Below are 18,502 nucleotides of genomic sequence, written 5' to 3' on the forward strand. Positions count from 1 at the left end.
TGGAGTCTTCACATGAAACCTGTTTTTGTCATGATCAAATGCCACCCTGGGCAAGCATACCGGGTTGCCGAACAAGCCGTGGAAAAAATTTCCAGCATCTCCGAGATCTACTCCATATCAGGCTCTTATGATCTGATGGCAAAGTTTTATCTTGAGGATGAAACCGATACAGGCCGCTTTGTCACCGAGCAGGTACAGACCCTGTCCGGCGTTGCCGATACCTTTACAGTCATCACCTTCAATGCTTTTACCGTGCCGCAGCATGGGAAAAAGTAGGATCCTGATACAGCTGACCGAACTATCCGCGTTATAGGGGCTTGCAGCAGACTAACAGTGGGGTTACCTATGTGCCCCTCGGTTCCCTGAACACATCTGGTTTTATCCATGCTGGATCATGATGCAGCCTTGGTGCTGTTCTCCGGCGGTCAGGATTCGGCGACATGCCTTGCCTGGGCCCTGGAACGCTACACACGAGTAGAAACTGTCGGCTTTGACTATCGACAGCGCCATGCCATTGAACTGGAAGTCCGGCACAGCTTCCGGGAATCTATTGCGCACCTGCATAACCACTGGGGAAACCGGCTTGGCGTGGATCACCGCATCGACGCCCGTTCACTGGCGGATATTAGTCAGACCGCCATGACAGAGACCGTTGCCTTCCGCACGGGGTCCGACGGACTTCCCAATACATTCGTGCCAGGCCGCAATCTTTTGTTTCTGACCTATGCCGCAGCCATTGCATACCGGCGCGGAATACGCACCTTGGTCACCGGCGTTTGCGAAACTGATTTCTCGGGGTACCCAGATTGCCGTGATGACACCCTGAAAGCCATGCAGGTTGCCCTGAACCTTGGCATGGATTGCCGCTTTGTTGTCGAAACCCCGCTGATGTGGATCGACAAGGCCGGTACGTGGGCAATGGCCCATGATCTGGGCGGCGACAAGCTTGTAGACCTGATTCTTGAGAAAACCCATACCTGCTATGCCGGCGACCGCGATCATCGCCACCCGTGGGGCTATGGATGCGGTACCTGCCAGGCGTGCGAGCTTCGGGCACGGGGGTGGGACGCATGGCAGCAGGCAGTCCATCAATGACCTACAGTATCAAGGAACTATTTTACACCCTTCAGGGTGAAGGAGCCCAGGCTGGTCGGGCTGCTGTCTTTTGCCGCTTCTCCGGATGTAATTTGTGGAGTGGGCGTGAACAGGACCGCAGCACGGCAACATGCTCTTTTTGTGATACCGACTTTGTTGGAACCAATGGAACCGGAGGAGGTAAATTCGCCTCTGCCCGTGCGTTGGCCCACGCGGTTCGCGCATGCTGGGATCAAAACGCCAGACAGGGAGGGACTCCCTATGTTGTCTGCACGGGAGGGGAGCCTCTCCTGCAACTGGACACACCCTTGGTGCAGGCTTTCCATGAAGCTGGCATGGAGGTTGCCGTGGAAACTAACGGCACCCAAGACCCCCCGCATGGAATAGACTGGATTTGCGTCAGCCCCAAAGCCGGTTCCGACTTGGTTCTGACACAGGGCGACGAGCTGAAGGTGGTCTGGCCTCAACAGGGGCTGGACCTTGTGTATCTGGCGGAGCTGAAATTCCGGCATTTCTTTTTGCAGCCGATGGATGGTCATGCGGCAACAGAGTCGCTCGCAACCTGCATCCAGACATGCCAACAGTTCCCGCAATGGCGCCTAGGTCTGCAAATACATAAACTAACTGGAATTCCGTAATGAGCGATGGCCACCATTTTCTGATTACCCGTCGCATCGGCATTGATGCCGGCCACCGGATCATGCGACACGGATCAAAATGCAGGCATATCCACGGACACCGTTACGAGGTGGAAGCCATCTGCCACGCATCCTCTCTTCATCAGGGTGGAGAACAGGACAGTATGGTTCTGGACTTTGGCTTCCTGAAAGAAGAGATGATGGCCATCATCGACGCATCTTGCGACCACGGCTTTATTGCCGAAATGTCGGATACAGATCTCCTGTCCATGTTCTGTCCCGCTGGAAAGGAACAGCACGAATGGATAGCGGGGTTACAAGAGGCTATTGCACGGGATGGCTTTGTCGTGACGACCGATACACACCTTGCAACCCGTCTATACATCATACCAGAAGCCCCAACAGCTGAAGCCTTGGCACGACACTGGTATCGACGGCTGCAGGACAGGGTACAGATACGCAGCGAGGGGCTAGCTGTCCTAGAACGCATTGTTGTGTGGGAAACACCAAACTGCCGGGCTGAATACAGTGGACAAAAAACGGGAGTACAGCGTTAGCCGCACTCCCGTTCCAACTTACGGGGAAAGCGTGTTACTTTGTTCCAAACATGCGATCACCGGCATCACCCAATCCAGGTAAAATATAAGCCTGTTCATCAAGGCGTTCATCAAGGGCAGCAACATAGACGCGCACACCGGCATGCTTCTTGTTGAAAGCGCGCATGCCTTCGGGCGCAGCAACCAGCGCAAGAAAGAGAATCTGCTCGTCGGGGATACCGCGCCGGTTCAGGACATCAACAGCATGCGCTGCCGAATTACCCGTCGCCAACATAGGGTCAACCAGAATAAAGGTCCGTCCTTCACAGTCGGGAAGCTTGACAAGGTACTCAACCGGCATATGGGTATCATGATCACGGGCCAAACCAATATGACCGACACGCGCACCGGGAACCAGCTCAAGAAGACCATCAGCCATCCCATTACCAGCTCTCAGGATTGGAACAACAGCCAGTTTCCTGCCTGCAATAACCGGCGCATCCATGGGGGTCATGGGCGTATTGATCCGTTCATAAGCCAATGGCAGGTCACGCGTAACCTCATAGCCCATCAACAAGGCTATTTCTCTTAACAACTGACGAAATGTCCGTGTGGATGTCTGAACATCCCGCATATGGGTCAGCTTATGCTGGATCAGCGGATGATCGCAGATGAAAAGGTTCGGGAACTCGTCCGAGCGCTTCATGAGGTCCTCTGTGTCGTTGTAGCAGGGCTGGGGCTGCTTATCACATTTTCTCATTCTAAATCATCAATTCAACCACGCTGCGACGTGGGGTCGGGGATGCGCTATCTGCATAGCCGACACGGGCCAGCATCTGTATACGCCGTCCGGGGATCGACAAAAGCGCGTGAAGGTCATCACGCACACCGGCCACACCATCCCAGTCACCAAGCGGAGACGAGAAAGGCTGCATGGCCAGACCTTGCGCAGCCGCAGCCAAATCAAGTCTGGCATAAACACGCCCGGCCCTTACCTGATCATCGCGGCTGTCGCCATCCGTAGAAATCCAGACAAAGCTGTCTGCCTCTCCCACATAACTTACAGCATGCGAGAAAGCCCACCGGTTCAACCATGACCCCGGTTCAGAAAAGGCGTGTCGCCCATAGAACAAACGAACCCCGCTGCCCGGCAGGGGTGATGAAGGCACAACACCATCACGGCATTCCGCGACTTCTTCCTTGGTGAGCCGTAAAAAAGTTGCTGTTTCCGCAACAAGATCCGCATTCATACTTTCAAGGCGCATTGCCTCTATCACTAACCCCTTCAGGCGCTCCAGCCCTGAACCGCGATCGATCCAGCCAACAGATACCCCACGCGCTGCACCTGCACCGGACAGGAAGGTATCACGGGCCGAACGACTGATAGCCTGCCCCGTAAAGGCACCACGACACGTCCGGCGCCGACGGACTGCCGCAAAAAGGGGGGGTGGCAAAACAGCAGGGTCACGGGACAGCGCAACCCGGGCAACCGGCTTCAGATGCATGTCATCGCGTGTGGCATAAGGACCATCCGGGAACAAGGACAACGCGGGGTCCCATCCCTCGGCAGCAGCCGCCAGCACAAGAAGCTCCAAGAATGTACCCTGCCCCAATGTGACCTGTCGCAGGGCCGGATCCGTATGTAAAGAGACACGATCTGCATCAGCCAAGAGCCAGAGGACATCGTCCCCTTCAAGAGCAATTTTCCAAGGCTGGAGATTATAGGAACTGGGTGCCAGAGAAGCCCAACCCGCCAAACGCACCCGAATATCGGGGACAGACGGCGGTCCACGCCAACCCAGATACGCCGTACCCGCAGAATCGGATTCACACCCCGCTGATAACAGCAACGCAGGAACAGACGCCGCCAACCGCAACAACCGACGGCGGGATATGACATCACAAGCGGGTGTAGCACATGTACCCATTCCGGTATGGTGCCTGCCATACCGGAATGGGGCAAGAAACATTACAAGCGTCGCTGAACGCTCTGATCACCACGATCACGATTGCACGCTATGAAGGCATCAACGGTGTCAAGCATACGGGCTGGATCCAAGGCCTTGCCATAACCGATCACAGCATCTTCCACCGTACTCGCAAAGCACGTAGCCTGCACAGACGACCCACCGTAGTCCCTGTCTTCGTTCAGTCCCAGAGAGACAAGGACAGGAGCGCCCGAAACTTTCCCATCAAAACCAACAGGCACACGATAGCGGGCTGTTCCGATACAGCAGGCTGCACAGTCAGGAAGATCATCCAAGCCGGTCAGAGTCTTGTCCATCGCCTGAAGCAAACCGACGGGCGTAATATTGACAGAGACAAGAATGCCGGAATGATCCACAATCGCCTCCTCAACGCCACCATTACAGCGATCTCCACCCGCATACAGCCGCTGAACACCCAAGACTTCATCGCCTGCGCCTGATTGCTCACGCCGGTCAAAAGCCCACACTGACCCCAAAGCCCCGTTTCCACCACTACTCTCATTCACAGCGGCAACCCAACGGCCATCAGGCAGAATCCCCGCATCAGACCAGGCAACCCAGGCCACGTCCCCATCTTTTGCAGCATCAGCACTGAGCCAACCATGAACCTGGCTCTGAACCTCAACATGGGAATAGCCGCGATTACAAGCGGCAACAGGCAACGGTAAAAGGTGTCCCTTATCGTAATCATCAAGCAAAACCGAGATACAAGACGGATGAATGAATCCTCGCCCGGGTTCTCCTGTTTCCGGCCCGTCTACGGCGCCCGGTAACGGCGTTTTAATACCCAAGTACTGGCGGTATGCGCTGACCAGACATGGCACCATCGCCCAACGGGCACGCTCCTCAGGAGCACCGCCCTGCCGCGGAATTCCACAGCCCTGCAAGGTGCTATCCAACCATACCTTGTCATGATGGCCCATACGACCATCCAACTCCAGAAGAACGGGGTCTGAACACACGAGATGCTGAAAAGGCGTACGCGCCTCATTACAGGAAAACGAAGCCGCCGGCATGGCCATTGCCTGTTCTGTTACAGCAACAGAAAGGCATATCGCAAAAAGGCAAGCCGGAAATAAAGATAACTCTCGGAACACGCTCTGGTTTCCTTCTGTAAGGAGCTCTACAAGGCGATCGAAATATGGCCATATTTCGTGCACATCCACACATTACAATGCTGGCACCATGCATCCCGGACCATCCGAACGGAGCAATGTCTAGTGATCAATTACAGGAAAAGTGTGGCATCAAGCGCAAGGACCCACCAAAAATACAGGGGGCGGCAACGCAATCCGATTGCTCATGTCGACCGAAACGCGTATCACACAGAGGCACTACAGCCTTTGTACCATAAACTTTCTGACCTGATCCTGCTGGAGATTCCTTACACCATGTTCCGCCTGATACGCTTGGTGCTGCTTGTCCCCGCCATCCTTCTGGCCCATGTTTCTACAGCCAGTGCCGGTGATGCAGCTGACGCCCGCGCTGTTCTGGCACAAGCTGTTGCTGTTGTTGAACAGGTGCGGGCAGACGAGAATTTTCGCAAGGATATGGATCCTTATCTGGCCCGGGCCCGGGCGGTCATGGTTATCCCGTCTTTCTACAAGGGTGGCTTTATTCTGGGCGGAGCTTATGGCTATGGCGTCCTGACCGTTCGTGACAGTGCAGGCACCTTCTCTCCCCCTGCTTTTTATTCCATGGCCGGGGGCAGCATCGGGCTGCAAATTGGCGGGCAACGCGTCCAAAGCATTTTGATGATCATGACAGAAAAGGGACTGGAGTCCATTTTGTCAGATCAGTTCAAGCTTGGCGCCATGGCCGGTATCAGCGTTGCCACATTTGGCGCAAACATAGAAACAGCAACAACAACCAATTTGCAGCAGGATATCATTGCGTATGCGCATTCACAGGGCGCATACGGCGGTGGCGCTATCGAGGGCGCCGCGATCTCTTCACGGGAAGATTGGAATGCTGCAATCTATGGCGCTGCCGCAAATGACAGGGATATCTTGTTCCAGCGTCGCTGGTCGTTGCCTGAAGCTGAGCCCCTGTACCGCGCGCTCCATATTGCTCAAACCACTGAAACATCTGGGAGCATGAACGCAACAGAGCCCGAGAGCGTATCGCACAATCAGGATATCGATGAACCAACCTATCCGGAAACATCAACGGCGGGTAAACCGATGCGCCTTGCCCCTGTCCAGAAACAGGATTTGAACTAGGTCACGCAGAATGGACCCGGCAACATCAACGGCGGGCAACGTCCCGGGACACACGCTTCCTGACAGGTACGTTCTCCGGATCGTCGCCTGCCAAGGCCGAGCGGACAAAGGTGTTGATGTACGCCAACCATACGGCATCATCTGCGGGAACACCAAAGGCATACGGAAAAGTGGCCATCGGCATCAACGGCCTGAGAGTGCGAGCCCACCCCGCTTCATGCATCGTTCCGACCAAGGGTTCATCATCAACAATAAACGCATCGGCTCTTCCGGCTCGAACCTCATGGTCACCCCTGTGGCTGCTATCAATCTCCAGAATTCTGGCATGCGGCAGCGCCTCCCTAACCAAGGCAGGCAAACCATCGCCAGCCTGGACAAGGACAACACGATCTTGACTGTCAAGGTCAGACCAGCTCCCGATTCCAGGATCAAGAGTTCTGGCAATGGCGTAAACCTGACCAGTCCGATATGGATTGGAAAGCTGAAAACCAGGCTCTCCCCCGTTCATTGCTACTCCAGCAGCGATGTCGCAACGACCACTGCGAATATCCTGCCTCAACGAGGAAAGCGAACTGTCCTCGTGGCGGAATTCCACGCCCAGATCGGCAGCAAGGGCACGGGACAAGACAACATCGCGATCAGGATGCCCTGCTCGATGGTATTCAGACACCATACAAACGCGGAGAACGCCTTTGGCAAGAATCGTTTCGAGACGACTATTGGCAGCCACTACGGAGGGACTCCCGGCCAGCCAAATAAAAGCCAAGGTCAGGAGGCAGACGAAACGGTAAGGCTGGGATACAGACACGCGAAAACTCCCCCGAAGGATGACTGTCCTGACCCGATAATGTCAAACCAGACCAACTTGATACAGTGGTCTTTCAGAACCATCCATCCCTGCCATACAGTCCAAAAGCATGCAAACGGCCTTTGTCTGCCGCCAAGCTTGAACTGGGTGAAAGCTCCGTGAGCAGATCAACTTATGCAGGAATAACGGTCATCTGGATTGGCGGCATTACTGTCTTGCTGTCTTGTATGATCTCTGCATATGTCCTCTGGAACAGCCATTCTCAAAGTGAATCTTCGGCTCAGAGCACTCTTGAAACATCGGCTGTGCTCCTTGAACGATCCATTACCCACGCCGTCGGCTCCGTTGACGTCATACTTACATATGTACAGTCCGGTGCTAGGGAAGCCCTCTCTTCCTCCATAAAAAACTCATCTCCCTTACTGCATCGCCTTGCATCAGAAAGCCTTCGGTCATCCCCCCACATCAGACAGGTTCTGATTGTTGATAGTCGCAACACCATTCTGGCTGACTCGGCCAACCCTCTCTCAGCAGGACAAACACTGTCTCCAAAAGCATATGGGCTGGAGCAAAGCGGGCCACTGAGCTTGGGGAGCCGCCTGAGAATCGGGCGGGCCAGCAGTGGCCGCTATATCAGTGCCGGCGCAATTCCGGTTGACCCATCCACAATAAAAGCGGATGGCCCATGGGTCATTCCTGTCATGTTGGAAGATGAAACGAACACGCCGGATCCACATCACGTTATTGCAGCCATGAACCCGGGCTGGTTCCTGGAAATGCTGTCCGCCGCACGCCCCGGTCCCAATGGCGAAGCTATTATAGCCCGGCTGGACGGTCCGGTTCTGGCGGCCTTACCCCTTTACCTTGAAAATGGAGCACCGTCCCGCAGTGCGATTCTTGGCGGGATTCTGGACCAAGAATCAGGAGCCACAGGCCCAAGCATTACTGAAGAGCCCTCCCTCTTGGGCCATAAGTCGGGCCTTCACGTGAAGAGGCTTTCAGATGTTTACCCCCTGTCTTTTGTTCTGACAGCCGTACAGGAAGACATCCAAGCAGCATGGCTGCACAATAACCACCTCTTGCTGGTTTCAATGGCTCTGACACCACTTGGGATCGGCCTCCTGTTCATATTCCTGACACTGGATGTCAGAAACCAATACGCCCTTGGGGAACGCATTCGTCTGGTTGCCCAAGCTATGGAGCAAAGCCCTGCCGCCCTGATGATCACAAGCCCGGACGGAGCCATATTATATGCAAATCAGTATTTTGCAGATATCTTTGAGTATACCTTGGCAAATGTGGAAGGACGTAACCCACGCTTTCTGAAAAGCGGAAAAGTAGGGGAACACGTCTATAAGAACATGTGGAATACCATTACTGCCGGCAAAATTTGGCATGGCGAATTGATCAACAGGACGCGGAGTGGAGAGAACCGTCGTGTTGATACAACCATTTCTGCCGTTCATGACAGCAGGGGAAGAATAGCCTGCTACGTGTGTATTCAGTTCCCTCTTACGGATCAGGGCATAAGCAACGCCTCTTTGATTACGTCCGACTGAATTAGCAGTCACCGCCATGCCTCAAGCGGCCGCCTTCCAAACAGAAAGAAAACAGAGACTGCAAAATAGATGCTTGCGTTGCAGCCCCTTTCCACTGATATAGTGCGCACGGAAGGCTGGCGGCGGACGAACCCCTCGCCAACCGGGTCAGGTCCGGAAGGAAGCAGCCCCAACGAGTTTCCGGTTCGGGTCGTTGTCCAGTCTTCCACCTTATTCCTGTTCCCTGTTTCCCAGGCATAATCGAGAGCGAGTTCCGGCGGATGACCGATGTATCCTGTCCAGACCCGGGTCCGGCACAAAACACCGGGGCAACGGAGGAATACAGGGTTCTAGCACGCAAGTACCGACCGACTGATTTCTCGGGCTTGATTGGGCAGGATGTGCTGGTCAAAACCCTGTCCAATGCCATTGCAACCAACCGCCTTGCACAGGCTTGGATGCTGACGGGCGTGCGCGGTGTCGGAAAAACGACAACAGCACGGATCATTGCGCGGGCTCTAAACTGCATAGGACCGGATGGAAATACCGGACCGACTGTCACCCCTTGCGGTCTATGCACACACTGTCAGGCCATTGCAGCCGATCGCCATGTTGACGTCACGGAAATGGATGCCGCCAGCCGAACCGGCGTTGGGGACATGCGGGATATACTGGAAGGGGTCCGCTATCGCCCTGCCAGTGCACGCTATAGAATCTATATCATTGACGAAGTGCACATGCTGTCTGGGGCAGCGTTCAATGCCCTGCTGAAAACCCTTGAAGAGCCCCCTGCCCACGTCAAGTTCATCTTTGCCACCACGGAAATCCGCAAAGTCCCAGTAACGGTTCTGTCACGTTGCCAACGGTTTGACCTGAGGCGGATTGACGTTGAGACACTTTCCGCACACTTCCAGCGTATTTCCGGGCTTGAAGGCGTCACCGTGGATGACGAAGCCTTGGCACTCATTGCCCGGGCTGCGGATGGCAGCGTGCGGGACGGCCTGTCCCTGCTGGACAGGGCTATCGCCCACTGTGGCTCCAGTATCCATGCCAGACAGGTCCGCGACATGCTGGGCCTCGCAGACCGCGGGCAGACCCTAGACCTTCTGGAAATCATACTGGGGGGAAATCTGCCACATGCACTGGAAACCATACAGGCATACTATGCGGCGGGCGCAGACCCTGCCGTCATTCTGGAAGACATGCAAGGGTTGACACACTGGCTGACACGCCTGAAAGCAACGCCTAACGTACCGGCTGATCATACTGTCCCGGCGGATATGGCCAAGCGTGGAACCGATATGGCATCACGCCTGTCAATGGGGGTGTTGACCCGCACATGGCAGATGCTGTTGAAAATCCATGCTGAGGTCCGAACAGCGGCACAACCACTACAGGCACTGGAAATGGGGATCATCCGTATGGCTTATGCGGCTGACTTACCTGCACCAGCCGATGTCATTGCCAAACTACAATCCACACCAGACAAGACATCCAGCCCCGTCCAAGCCTCCCCAACCGTACCCTCCCCGCGACAGCCAGAGTCGGAACCCTCGAGAAACGCAGGGGCGCAAACCAGACCGACACCGGCACCTCATACCTCGTATAGTGCACAAACCGCGCTAAAGGCGGATCCTGTCCAGGAGGACTGCACGCCTGTTGCGAGCGTAAAATCTGTAGCAGTGACCGCTCCTGAAACGTTTGAGAAGATGGTCGCCTTGGTTGTTGCAAAGCGCGAAGCTATACTGGGATACCACCTTGAACACACGGTGCACCCCGTGTTTTACGAACCCGGACGCTTGGAATTCCGACCGAAAGACGAGACGCCTTCAGATTTGGCAGGAAAGCTGGCTCGTTGCCTAGAAGAATGGACGGGCATGCGGTGGATCATCAGCATCTCGAAGGAGGCCGGTGAACCAACGCTATTTGAGAAAACCATGACCGGCGTTCGTGCCGATCCATTGGTTCGGGCAGCCTTGGAAGCATTTCCAACGGCCAGCATTGGCGCAGTCCGTGACCTTCCTGTCGCGCCAACAGCCGATGACACCGAGAATCTGGCACAACCGGAATCCTGAAACGGAGTAATAGTTATGAAAAATCTTGGCGGCCTGATGAAACAGGCCCAGATGATGCAGCAGAAAATGGCCGAAGTACAAGCCAAGCTGGAAGAGATGGAAGTCACGGGCGTCTCTGGCGGGGGCATGGTCCAGCTGACCCTGAACGGCAAAGGTGACATGCGCCGCATTATGATTGACCATGCTGCAATTGACCCCGATGACAAGGGCGTTCTGGAAGATTTGGTACTGGCTGCACATAATGATGCCCGCCAGAAGGTTGAGCAGACCATGCGCGAGGAAATGCAGAAAGTAACCGGGGGCCTCAATCTGCCTGCTGGCATGAAGCTGCCGTTCTGAGACAGACAGGATATCTGCCCATTGTGAGCAACCCCATTGAACGCCTGACACGACTTGTGGCCCGCCTTCCTGGCCTTGGGCCAAGGTCAGCGCGACGTGTAGTTCTGCACCTTCTACGGCGCCGGGAGACAGTCCTGACGCCCCTCATCACAGCATTGGAAGAGGTGGAGCGCGCTGTACGCGTGTGCCCCGAATGCGGTAATCTGGACATGCAGGCCCCCTGTTCGCTATGCGAAGACCACAGGCGTGACCCATCTGTTATTTGCGTTGTGGAGCACGTAGATGACCTGTGGGCACTGGAACGATCCGGGGCCTTTTCCGGGCATTATCACGTTCTGGGGGGGCTTCTGTCTGCTGTCAACGGGACCGGTCCGGAAGACTTGAGGCTGAACGGGCTGAATGAGCGAATCCAGAAAAAAGACGTGCAAGAAGTTATCCTGGCACTTCCCGCGACACTGGATGGGCAAACAACAGCACACTATATCGCCGATACACTGCGCCCCCTTCCGATTGCAACATCTGGCTTGGCACGCGGCGTACCTGTAGGCGGAGAGCTGAACTGGCTGGATGACGGTACTTTGGTACAGGCGTTAAAGGCACGCCGTCCCATGTAAAACCCGTACCATCCGAAAACCCCCTCTCCCATGACTTTACTCCTACTCACTTCAGGGCAAGATCCCTCCAGCAAGCCTGGAAAGAAGAGATCAGGCGGAGCAAGGAAACAGGGCGTATGATGCGCTACAGGGAAGAGTAAAGATACGGGGGAATCGAGTAATTATTTGACAAGAATAACCATTATTATTCCATACATAATGTTTTTATGTTGGTGTGGTTATGCTTATTGTTATTTTTATCATCGTACCCCACCCACAAATATGTCCCGACGCAAAAAAAAAGATGTGTTTCCCGATTCATTAAGCTTGGAGAGAAAAGAAAAATAAGGTATCCATTACCTTGGTTATTACCCTTCTCAAAGGTTTTCTGTTCGCTATGAATACCCGGTCCTTCCGGCCGTCCAACCCGCTGCAGTCGGGAATTACGGCTACTGTCAAGTGGTTCAATGCATCCAAGGGCTTTGGCTTTGTTGCGCCCCAGGATGGCTCATCGGACGCCTTCCTTCACATTTCTGTTCTCCAGCGGGCCGGGCTTGGCGCCATCGATCAAGGTGCCGAGATTGTCTGTGACTTGGAACAAGGACCAAAGGGTCCCCAAGTCTCACAGATCCTGAGCGTTGACACGACTAACGCCGTCCTGTCCAACGACGGTTACGGCGGCGGCGGTGGCGGCGGCTACTCCGACGGAGCTGAAGAAACGATCGAAGGCATCGTTAAGTTCTTCAGCGCAGAAAAAGGGTTTGGCTTTGTCACCCCTGATTCCGGCGGGAAGGATGTATTCATCGGCATCGGCTCCCTGAGCCGTTCTAGGCTACAAAACTTGGAAAGTGGGCAGCGGGTTCGCTTGAACATTCGCATGGGCAAAAAAGGCCCAATGGCGGAAGACGTCGAGCTTATTCAGTAAACCATCCGGTTATGCTGAGAAAAACGCGGCCGCAAAGGCCGCGTTTTTTTTGGCACCTCCAGCACAATCGACAATCGCGTCTTATGAAAAATCTGTTGTGATTGCCTGAAAACCGATACTGTAGCGATCAATACCCGGCTGTGTTTTCCGGTCTACATATCGGAACATCAGTCCGGGGTCTGGAGCAACAAGAATACAAAAACGGGTCAATGCCTTTGTGACTGTCCATGGCGCGGCTTGATGCTCTGGTGTGTTTCATAATGCCGATGAGGAATCCCGGACAATGTTCAAGAAGTTGATGTTGGTGGTTTCGGCTGTTGCTCTCTTGGGTGCGTGTGCAGACCAGTGGGATGTGGAGGGTACAAAAACCCTTCCTCTACAGGGGAATGCCTTTACGCGTGTCCTCCACACCGAATATGTCGAGCTGGCAGCAGCTGAAAAAGCAGAATACGATTGGACAGATGCAGCCTACTTCCTGCGACGGGCAGAAGCCGCAGCCAAGGGAGAAATGGTCCTTCCCCAAGCGATCGAGGAGCGTGACCTGACACCGGAAGCTGCCAAGGAATTACGGGCAGCACGCAACGCATTGATAGCTATCCTAGATGCAGGAGCACGCGACACCATGCCAGTCAAGGCCGCACGGGCCCAAGCAGCGGGTTTCGATTGCTGGATGCAAGAACAGGAAGAAGGGCATCAACCAGATGATATCGCAGCCTGTCGAAAAGTGTTTGAAGACACAATGGCAGAACTGCGCAAGGGATCGTCTTTGAAGCCGGCACGACAGGCACAAGACACATTCGCAGTCCACTTCACCACCAAATCAACACACTTGGACGCAGAAGCCATGAAGGTGATTCAGGATGTTGCCGCAGCCTGGAAAGCCCACAAATCATCAACACTGATGATTGCCGGCCATACCGACGCCACGGGCAAAGAGCACAACAATATGGAGCTCTCACAGAAACGGGCAGAGCGCGTTGCCAATGCCCTGTCCCACTTGGGGGTCAATCCATCAGCCATGATCTTGGAAGCTTATGGCGAAGAGCGCCTCATGATCCAGACCGCCGGCAACGTATCAGAAGCCCGAAACAGGCGGGTTGAGATTCGCATTAAGGCAAACCCATAACGGCTAGGATCGTCTGGCGGGGCCACCTGTTCTCTTCGGAAACGCAGAAGACCAGCATGACGGTGGTCCGTACTTTAGACAGCGCCCGTTGACAAGACGGGCGCTGTTCACTTTTTCCTTTCACAAGGACTAGGTTTCTGTATTCTTCCGAGAACACTATGCGGAAAATAATCAACCTAAGATGATAGCGCGCGTTTACACGGTAGCCTTCCAGGGCATCGAAATAGTTCCAATCGAAGTGCAGGTATCCATCGCCAGCGGCCTTCCCGCCTTCACTATTGTTGGACTTCCCGACAAAGCTGTAGGCGAGAGTCGGGAACGGGTGCGTTCTGCGCTGGGGGCTATAGGATTGGCCCTGCCTCCCAAACGCATAACTGTCAACCTAGCTCCAGCAGACATAACAAAAGAAGGAAGCCACTTCGACCTTCCTGTTGCATGCGCGGTTTTGACTGCTATGGGAATCCTCCCCCTTGAAGACCTGGAACATTTCGTTGTGCTTGGTGAGCTGGGACTGGATGGATCCGTGGCGCCCGTCTCCGGCGTTCTGCCGGCAGCCTTCTTTGCCTGTGGTACCGAACGCGGGCTTATTTGCCCCGCAGCACAAGGCGGTGAGGCCGCCTGGGCCGGAGCACAACGGGATATTCTGGCCACCCCTTCCCTGCTGGCGCTGATCAACCATTTCCGTGGGGATGTGATCCTGACCCCACCAGAACCAAGATCTGCCACACAAACCACATACCCACATGATATGGCCGATGTTAGGGGGCAGGAAAGCGCACGCCGCGCGCTGGAAGTCGCTGCCGCTGGAGGGCACAACCTGCTGATGAGCGGCCCGCCTGGTTCCGGAAAATCCATGCTGGCACGGCGCCTGCCGGGATTACTGCCCCCCCTGTCTGCACAGGAGGCCTTGGAAGTCAGCATGGTTCACTCCATTGCCGGCACTTTGCCAGAAGGCGCCTTGATAACCACACGCCCGTATCGCGATCCCCACCATTCTGCCAGTGTGGCTGCCCTGATTGGAGGGGGATTGCGGGCACGTCCCGGTGACATCAGCCTCGCGCACAATGGTATCCTCTTTCTGGATGAACTGCCTGAATTTCCACGCGCAACACTTGAAGCCCTGCGACAACCCCTGGAAACCGGGCACGCGGTTATAAGCCGGGCCAACAGCCATGTGTCCTACCCTGCACGCGTACAGCTTGTTTCTGCCATGAATCCATGCCGCTGCGGCTACTTGACAGAGCCATCCATGGCCTGCTCGAAAGCACCACGCTGTGGGGATGATTATCGGAACAAGCTGTCTGGTCCCCTGATGGACCGTATTGACCTGCACGTCGATGTTCCATCTGTCCCCCCAGCAGATCTGGCACGAACACCAGAAGGGGAAACGTCAGCCTGTGTTGCAGAACGTGTTGCCGCGGCCCGGACCTTGCAGGAGAAACGGTACAGGAGCCTGTGCCCGGACCAGCACATTCGCACCAACGCACAGGCCGATGGCCGAATTCTGGAATCCGTTGCACAACCGGATGATGCTGGCCGCGCCCTGCTGGAAAAAGCCGCGAACCAACTGCATCTGTCAGCGCGAGGTTGGAACCGTATTCTCAGAGTCTCAAGAACCTTGGCCGATCTTGACGGCGGCGGTCCGATCAGCACAGTGCACATTGCCGAGGCCCTGTCTTGGCGCTCCATGCGCACAACAGCCTACCAGGGCAAGGGACAACCGCGATAATCTAGGAACTGCCCCGAGGCCGATACATCCAGTGAAGAGACGACGTTGACAAGACGGGCTGCGGCCTCGTCCGGGGAAACAACATCCAATCCGTCCTTGCGGAAAGGATCAGACAGACGGCTGGCAACAGTTCCCGGGTGAAGGGCAACACATATGGCATCAGGATGCGTTCGCGCCAACTCGATCGAGGCCGTTCTGACCAGCTGGTTCAGCGCCGCCTTGGACGCACGATAGCTATACCACCCCCCCAGCTTGTTATCGCCGATACTGCCAACCTTGGCCGACAAGGTTGCAAAAACGGAACGACCGCGCCGGGGCAAACGCGGTAGAAAGTGCTTCATCAAAAGAGCTGGACCGATGGCATTGATGGCAAAGGCATGCGCCATAGCCAGCGGATTCAGATCGCGCCACGTTTTCTCTGGATTGACTCCATCACCATGCAGAAATCCGGTGGCATCAAATATCAAGCGCAATGCCTTCCCTGACTTGGCAATCTGTTCAGCAGAATGCGCAATACTGTCTTCGGACAATAGATCAAGAGGATCAGAGCCCGAACGCGACAGCCCAATGACAGCCTCAAAAACCCCCATAGCTGACAAGTGTTCGGACACAGCTTTACCGATAGTTCCCGATACACCAATCACAATGGCAATGCCGGTATGACCTGCACTGCAATCACAATCCCGGATAGAGGCCACTGGCACAACACCTCCTGCACAGGGAAAGAGCCGGCCGCAGGTTAATCACCTTGCGAAGCACCGACCCTACGCTCATTCACTAAACCCAATACAATGGAATAACAGGCCACCATCAAGACAAAAGCAAACGGCAATCCTGTACACAAGACCATGGCTTGAAGGGCAGCCAGACCCCCGCCCAAAGACAGAGCAATGGCAACCAATCCACCAAACAACGCCCAAAAAACTCTTTGCACAATCGGTGCATTGACCTTGCCACCGGCCGCAATCGTATCAACCACCAAACTTCCGGAATCTGACGATGTAATGAAAAACAGAATGATCAGGACAACACCAACGGCAGAGGCCAGACCAGACAGGGGCAACTGACCAAGCATTTCAAACAGCTTGATTTCAAGCACCGCATCCTGCGCCCCTGTAAAGTCGTTGTGCACCACCTGGGCTATGGCTGTATCTCCCAGAGCCGTCATCCAGAGAACGGACAGCAGGGTCGGAATAAGCAGAACCGCAACCAGGAACTCCCGCACCGTGCGGCCACGGCTGATCCTCGCAATGAACATTCCTACAAAAGGCGACCAGCTGATCCACCATGCCCAGTATGGAGCCGTCCAGGATGCGACAAATCCGGTATCCTCACGCCCGAACGGAACGGACAGGGGAAAAATATACTGCCCATATCCCAACACGTTCTGTACAAAGCCTGACATCAGATCCGCCGTTGGACCGGCAACAACAATAAACAGCATGAAGATAACGGCCAGAAGCATACTGTACTCGGATGCCCTGCGAATGCCGCCATCCAGCCCTTTGACGATCGACCAGACAGAAATCATGGTAATGACAATAACCAGCAGGACAAGCATCACATTGGATGTTCCAATACCCATGAGAAAATCAAGGCCGGCCGCGATTTGTTGTGCCCCGACACCCAAAGTCACGGCCAACCCGGAGACCGTCGAAAAAATAGCCAAAATATCGACAAGATGCCCTGGCCACCCCCAGACTCTCTCTCCAATCAGGGGATAGAAAATAGAACGCAGTGTCAGGGGAAGCCCCTTGTTATAGGAAAACAGGGCCAGCGCCAGTGCAGCAACAGCATAAATGGACCATGGGTGCAGACCCCAGTGGAAAATTGTCGCCGCCATGGCCAAGGATCGCGCCAAGGCCTCATCTCCAGAGGCTGCGCCCAACGGGGCGGTATCAATTCTTGCCCCACCATCTCCCAACCCGACACCAGCTAGGGACGCCGAGAAGTGTGTCATCGGTTCGGCAACACCAAAGAAAATCAGGCCAACGCCCATACCCGCAGCAAAGAGCATGGCAAACCAGCCGATATAACCATAATCCGGCGTTGCATCCGGCCCTCCCAGCCGCACCTTCCCAAGCGGAGACACGACAAGCACCAAGCAAAGCACAACCAGAATATTGCCCGAAAACAGGAAGAACGGCCCAAGGCGAGACGTCATCGCATCCCGGATCGCAACGAAAACAGGCTCTATGTCATTCTGAAGAGCCAAAGTAATGAAAGTAAAAAACACAACGGACAAAGCCGATACAGTGAATACAATATGGTGGAAATCAAATTCAAGGGTCCATTGGCGAGCTATATTATCCTGCCCCACCGTATAATCTGTTTCGATAATTTCTGTTTCACCCTCTGGCTCAGGGATTGATTCGACAGTCTCCGTGATCTGGTCATCACGGTCTGTCAGGTCAATCTTTTCGTGCCGCATACACCGTGTTCCTCTTGTTCAGTTGTCATTTCTGCGTAAAGACAAATGCAGGGACAGAAACCCCCACACGGCACCCAGAGGCACCGACGCCATGACCGACCAAGCCGGACGTTTGATACGGATCCTAATGCGCCAATGAGGCACCAAAGAGAAGGGTCAAGCCAACAGACAATAGACCCAAGGATCCATGGAGAGCTGCATAGAAGCCTCCAGTAAGGCCTTCTTTAGAAAGAAGACCCGGCTATAACTAACATAGAATAGCGTAGAATATCCACATAAACATGGATTTTTATTCAGATCGGCCACTCACCCCTATAGAACCATAACATCAGGGCATAGACTTTTATCACGGCATATACATGCAGATATCCCGATTCGATTACGGATATGTTGACAAGAACATTATCGGCCAGATTGGAAGTCTCATATAAATCAGTAAACACTCGATCCCCTTCTCTG

General features: G+C 54.7%; 18 protein-coding genes and 1 other RNA gene. 13 read left to right on the forward strand and 6 right to left on the reverse strand.

The window, feature by feature from the left end; all coding sequences use genetic code 11:
• The first annotated feature begins 12 nt into the window (after window positions 1–12).
• From AY555_RS02200 to AY555_RS02215, 4 genes are all read left to right on the forward strand, one after another.
• Entirely contained in the window at window positions 13–276 is a 264-nt protein-coding gene (locus AY555_RS02200; protein WP_066132845.1) for an Lrp/AsnC family transcriptional regulator, read from the forward strand.
• A 108-nt stretch (window positions 277–384) separates the two neighbouring features.
• On the forward strand, window positions 385–1,095 hold the full coding sequence (queC, locus tag AY555_RS02205; protein ID WP_066132849.1) for a 7-cyano-7-deazaguanine synthase QueC: 711 nt from the start codon (window positions 385–387) through the stop codon (window positions 1,093–1,095).
• A complete protein-coding gene (gene queE, locus AY555_RS02210; RefSeq protein WP_456071317.1) occupies window positions 1,071–1,733 on the forward strand; it encodes a 7-carboxy-7-deazaguanine synthase in 663 nt (220 codons plus the stop codon). Before queC ends, queE begins: the two co-directional genes overlap by 25 nt.
• The gene (locus AY555_RS02215) at window positions 1,733–2,290 is read left to right on the forward strand and encodes a 6-carboxytetrahydropterin synthase (protein WP_066132855.1); all 558 of its coding nucleotides are present in this window, start codon (window positions 1,733–1,735) and stop codon (window positions 2,288–2,290) included. Before queE ends, AY555_RS02215 begins: the two co-directional genes overlap by 1 nt.
• Window positions 2,291–2,324: 34 nt before the next feature.
• Here the strand turns inward: AY555_RS02215 and upp are convergent, their stop codons facing one another.
• From upp to AY555_RS02230, 3 genes are read right to left on the reverse strand one after another with little or no spacing between them, the layout of a single operon-like run.
• Entirely contained in the window at window positions 2,325–2,975 is a 651-nt protein-coding gene (upp, locus tag AY555_RS02220; RefSeq protein ID WP_066132859.1) for a uracil phosphoribosyltransferase, read from the reverse strand.
• 55 nt (window positions 2,976–3,030) lie between these two features.
• Window positions 3,031–4,197 carry an Acg family FMN-binding oxidoreductase gene (locus AY555_RS02225; RefSeq protein ID WP_066132864.1) on the reverse strand — a complete coding sequence of 389 codons (1,167 nt, stop codon included), beginning with the start codon at window positions 4,195–4,197 and terminating at the stop codon, window positions 3,031–3,033.
• Window positions 4,198–4,238: 41 nt separating this feature from the next.
• Window positions 4,239–5,354: a lysozyme inhibitor LprI family protein gene (locus AY555_RS02230; RefSeq protein WP_066132867.1), complete on the reverse strand. Its 1,116-nt coding sequence runs from the start codon at window positions 5,352–5,354 to the stop codon at window positions 4,239–4,241.
• Window positions 5,355–5,648: 294 nt separating this feature from the next.
• Between AY555_RS02230 and AY555_RS02235 the strand changes: the two genes are divergently transcribed.
• On the forward strand, window positions 5,649–6,479 hold the full coding sequence (locus AY555_RS02235; protein ID WP_156483265.1) for a lipid-binding SYLF domain-containing protein: 831 nt from the start codon (window positions 5,649–5,651) through the stop codon (window positions 6,477–6,479).
• 25 nt (window positions 6,480–6,504) lie between these two features.
• Here AY555_RS02235 and AY555_RS02240 read toward each other — a convergent pair whose 3' ends face one another.
• A complete protein-coding gene (locus AY555_RS02240; protein WP_156483266.1) occupies window positions 6,505–7,287 on the reverse strand; it encodes a substrate-binding periplasmic protein in 783 nt (260 codons plus the stop codon).
• A 158-nt stretch (window positions 7,288–7,445) separates the two neighbouring features.
• Here AY555_RS02240 and AY555_RS02245 point away from each other — a divergent pair, with 158 nt between their 5' ends.
• The 8 genes from AY555_RS02245 to AY555_RS02280 all read left to right on the forward strand — a co-directional run bounded on the left by AY555_RS02245 (window position 7,446) and on the right by AY555_RS02280 (window position 15,612).
• A complete protein-coding gene (locus AY555_RS02245) occupies window positions 7,446–8,846 on the forward strand; it encodes a PAS domain-containing protein (protein WP_156483267.1) in 1,401 nt (466 codons plus the stop codon).
• Window positions 8,847–8,957: 111 nt separating this feature from the next.
• Window positions 8,958–9,055, forward strand: an RNA gene (gene ffs / locus AY555_RS02250) — signal recognition particle sRNA small type.
• A 51-nt stretch (window positions 9,056–9,106) separates the two neighbouring features.
• Window positions 9,107–10,900: a DNA polymerase III subunit gamma/tau gene (locus AY555_RS02255; RefSeq protein WP_066132880.1), complete on the forward strand. Its 1,794-nt coding sequence runs from the start codon at window positions 9,107–9,109 to the stop codon at window positions 10,898–10,900.
• 15 nt (window positions 10,901–10,915) lie between these two features.
• Window positions 10,916–11,239 carry a YbaB/EbfC family nucleoid-associated protein gene (locus AY555_RS02260; protein WP_066132884.1) on the forward strand — a complete coding sequence of 108 codons (324 nt, stop codon included), beginning with the start codon at window positions 10,916–10,918 and terminating at the stop codon, window positions 11,237–11,239.
• 20 nt (window positions 11,240–11,259) lie between these two features.
• Window positions 11,260–11,853 (forward strand): recombination mediator RecR, encoded by a 594-nt coding sequence (recR, locus tag AY555_RS02265; protein WP_066132890.1) that lies wholly within the window; start codon window positions 11,260–11,262, stop codon window positions 11,851–11,853.
• Between the two features lie 376 nt (window positions 11,854–12,229).
• On the forward strand, window positions 12,230–12,757 hold the full coding sequence (locus tag AY555_RS02270) for a cold-shock protein (RefSeq protein WP_066136379.1): 528 nt from the start codon (window positions 12,230–12,232) through the stop codon (window positions 12,755–12,757).
• A gap of 283 nt (window positions 12,758–13,040) precedes the next feature.
• Window positions 13,041–13,883 carry an OmpA family protein gene (locus AY555_RS02275; RefSeq protein ID WP_066132893.1) on the forward strand — a complete coding sequence of 281 codons (843 nt, stop codon included), beginning with the start codon at window positions 13,041–13,043 and terminating at the stop codon, window positions 13,881–13,883.
• A gap of 181 nt (window positions 13,884–14,064) precedes the next feature.
• The gene (locus AY555_RS02280; protein ID WP_066132896.1) at window positions 14,065–15,612 is read left to right on the forward strand and encodes a YifB family Mg chelatase-like AAA ATPase; all 1,548 of its coding nucleotides are present in this window, start codon (window positions 14,065–14,067) and stop codon (window positions 15,610–15,612) included.
• On the opposite strand, the gene AY555_RS02285 is transcribed toward AY555_RS02280, so the two are convergent.
• Both AY555_RS02285 and AY555_RS02290 read right to left on the reverse strand, forming a co-directional pair.
• Window positions 15,585–16,316 (reverse strand): SDR family NAD(P)-dependent oxidoreductase, encoded by a 732-nt coding sequence (locus tag AY555_RS02285; RefSeq protein WP_245176940.1) that lies wholly within the window; start codon window positions 16,314–16,316, stop codon window positions 15,585–15,587. The two genes, AY555_RS02280 and AY555_RS02285, sit on opposite strands and share 28 nt — an antisense overlap.
• A gap of 35 nt (window positions 16,317–16,351) precedes the next feature.
• Window positions 16,352–18,043, reverse strand: coding sequence for a BCCT family transporter (locus tag AY555_RS02290; RefSeq protein WP_066132899.1), 1,692 nt, complete (start codon window positions 18,041–18,043; stop codon window positions 16,352–16,354).
• Between the last annotated feature and the right edge of the window lie 459 nt (window positions 18,044–18,502).

This window comes from Haematospirillum jordaniae, from assembly GCF_001611975.1.
GTDB classification, from domain to species: domain Bacteria; phylum Pseudomonadota; class Alphaproteobacteria; order Rhodospirillales; family Rhodospirillaceae; genus Haematospirillum; species Haematospirillum jordaniae.